Genomic DNA, 2,071 nt, shown 5'->3' on the forward strand with positions numbered 1-2,071 from the left:
TTGAGGGCCGCGACCACCTGGCCGGACGCGTCATACACCGGGACGGCAATCGAACGCAGCCCTTGCTCAAGTTCCTGGTCGACGATGCACCAGCCTTGCTGTCGCACCTCTTGCAGGCATTCGAGCAGTGCCTCGGGGGTGTGAATCGTACGGCTGGTCTTGGCCTGCAATTCGGCGTGATCGAGGTATTCGCCCAGCGAAGTGTCATCCAGCGCAGCCAGCAGAATCCGTCCCATCGACGTGCAATAGGCCGGCAGGCGCCCACCCACCGACAGGTCCACCGAAATCAGGCGCTGGGTGGTCGCGGAGCGGGCGATGTACAGAATGTCATCACCTTCCAGCGTGGCCATGTTGCAGGCCTCGTGCAGTTGCTCGCTCATGCGGTCCAGGTAAGGCTGGGCGGAAACCGCCAGCGGCGTTGATGACACGTATGCATGGCCGAGGGTCAGCACTTTGGGCAGCAACGAATAGGTGCGACCGTCGGTGGTGGCGTAGCCGAGTTTGATCAAGGTGTGTAGGCAACGTCGCACGGCGGCGCGGGGAATTTCCGTGCGGTGACTGATCTGGGCGATGGTCAGGTGCCGTTTGCGCTCCTGAAACGCTTGCACCACGGCCAGGCCACGGGCAAGGGACGTCATGAAATCCGGGTCGCCGGTCAGTGCCTGGATCCGTTTGGCCGGTGAGGCAACGATGGGTGGAGCCACTGAAGCGAAAGAGTTGCGCATTTGATCGTTCATACAAGGTCCTTTACCCACTCGGATCAGCGACTATTACAAAGGGCTACCGCCTTGCACTCAAGCCCGGCCCATCATCTTCGGGCGATTATCGAACGCTCGACCGATAATCGCAATCCACCCTGTCAATCACCTGATCCGCTGATGCCCGGTTTTTCCCTGACTCACGAAGCTCTGTTTACATCGACTCGACACAGGACTTAATGAGGCAATCCAAATACCGAAACTTGTTCGGCTTAATGGCGTCAGAAAGGCATCTCGGCAACGTGGTATCAGTCGACGTTCCAGTTAATCGCAAGTTTTGAGCAACAAAACGGTCACACACCAAGATTCACTTTTGACTCTTTGGAGATAGTGTTCTTCAAATCGGCCGCTATAATACAATTCAGTAGCGCTTCGGTTTTTTACTTGCCGAACCCGCTGCACGGCAATGCGATGTTCCATCGCCGTTGCCCGTAGCAAGCACCAGATCCGCATTGCACAGCCTTGCCAGTGCGCTTGCTGAAACAGGAAACTGAAGCTACGTCAGCTATATATCTCTGGTGTCGTAGCCGCCTGTGACATGGAAGTATTGATCACGCCGTTGCCAAAACGATGCCTTGACGGGCATTGCCCATTCGACGAACGTGATCAGTCGATTTGATACAGCGCGTTTTCACCAGAATTTATCCAAACTCAATCAGGTAGCACTGTGACGAAAGACGAACTGCGCGCGGAACTAGAGCGCCAGGAACAACGTTACAAGGAAGTTTACGGCGGAGAAGTCACCACTTACGCCGCTCAACCCGAACCGGAACGCAAACCCTGGCGTAAACGCGCCACCGTTCAGGATCAGGTTTTCCAGCAAGAACTTCAAAAAATGGAAAAGGAACTCAAAGCCGAAGAGCCGTGACTGCTTTGGCCTGATCCTTACAAGGGCCTGCCTCTGCACCCGTTAAAAGCGGGATGTATTGATGTTGCCTTTCGCGCCCGCTACAAGCGGGCAGCGGCCATCACCATCGTGAAATCAGGCGGTTTTCTGATATCTGACCTATTTCTCAGATTTTTCGTACAACCATTCAAGCCCCTCTTACCGGGTCGTGAAGGTTTTGTTACTGCGTATTTTTCTAACGAAATCAACCACTTAAAAAACACAGCAAAACCCTGGGGCTTTACGTGCTGCGGCAAAAAAATTCGTTGAATAATGTTACCGATGAGCAGCTAGTGCATTGATTAGCAGTCTTTTCTGGCATAATCGCGCCCCCTTATGACCGGGTCAGAAAACCTTCATGATCGATTTATTCAGCGGACTGGATGCTTGGGTGCTTGTGAGCCTCTTGCTCGCCCTGGCCTTTGTC

General features: G+C 54.2%; 2 protein-coding genes. One reads left to right on the forward strand and one right to left on the reverse strand.

What is annotated here, in order from left to right; all coding sequences use genetic code 11:
• Positions 1–737: pca regulon transcriptional regulator PcaR (pcaR, locus tag ACRESJ_RS07795; RefSeq protein ID WP_431757386.1), on the reverse strand; the 737-nt coding region annotated here is incomplete at its 3' end.
• Between the two features lie 688 nt (positions 738–1,425).
• On the opposite strand from pcaR, the gene ACRESJ_RS07800 reads away from it, so the two are divergent.
• Positions 1,426–1,626, forward strand: a complete 201-nt coding sequence (locus tag ACRESJ_RS07800) for a hypothetical protein (protein ID WP_007986337.1) — start codon at positions 1,426–1,428, stop codon at positions 1,624–1,626.
• Positions 1,627–2,071: the final 445 nt, after the last annotated feature.

It is taken from the genome of Pseudomonas sp. (assembly GCF_050739655.1).
Taxonomy (GTDB): Bacteria; Pseudomonadota; Gammaproteobacteria; order Pseudomonadales; family Pseudomonadaceae; genus Aquipseudomonas.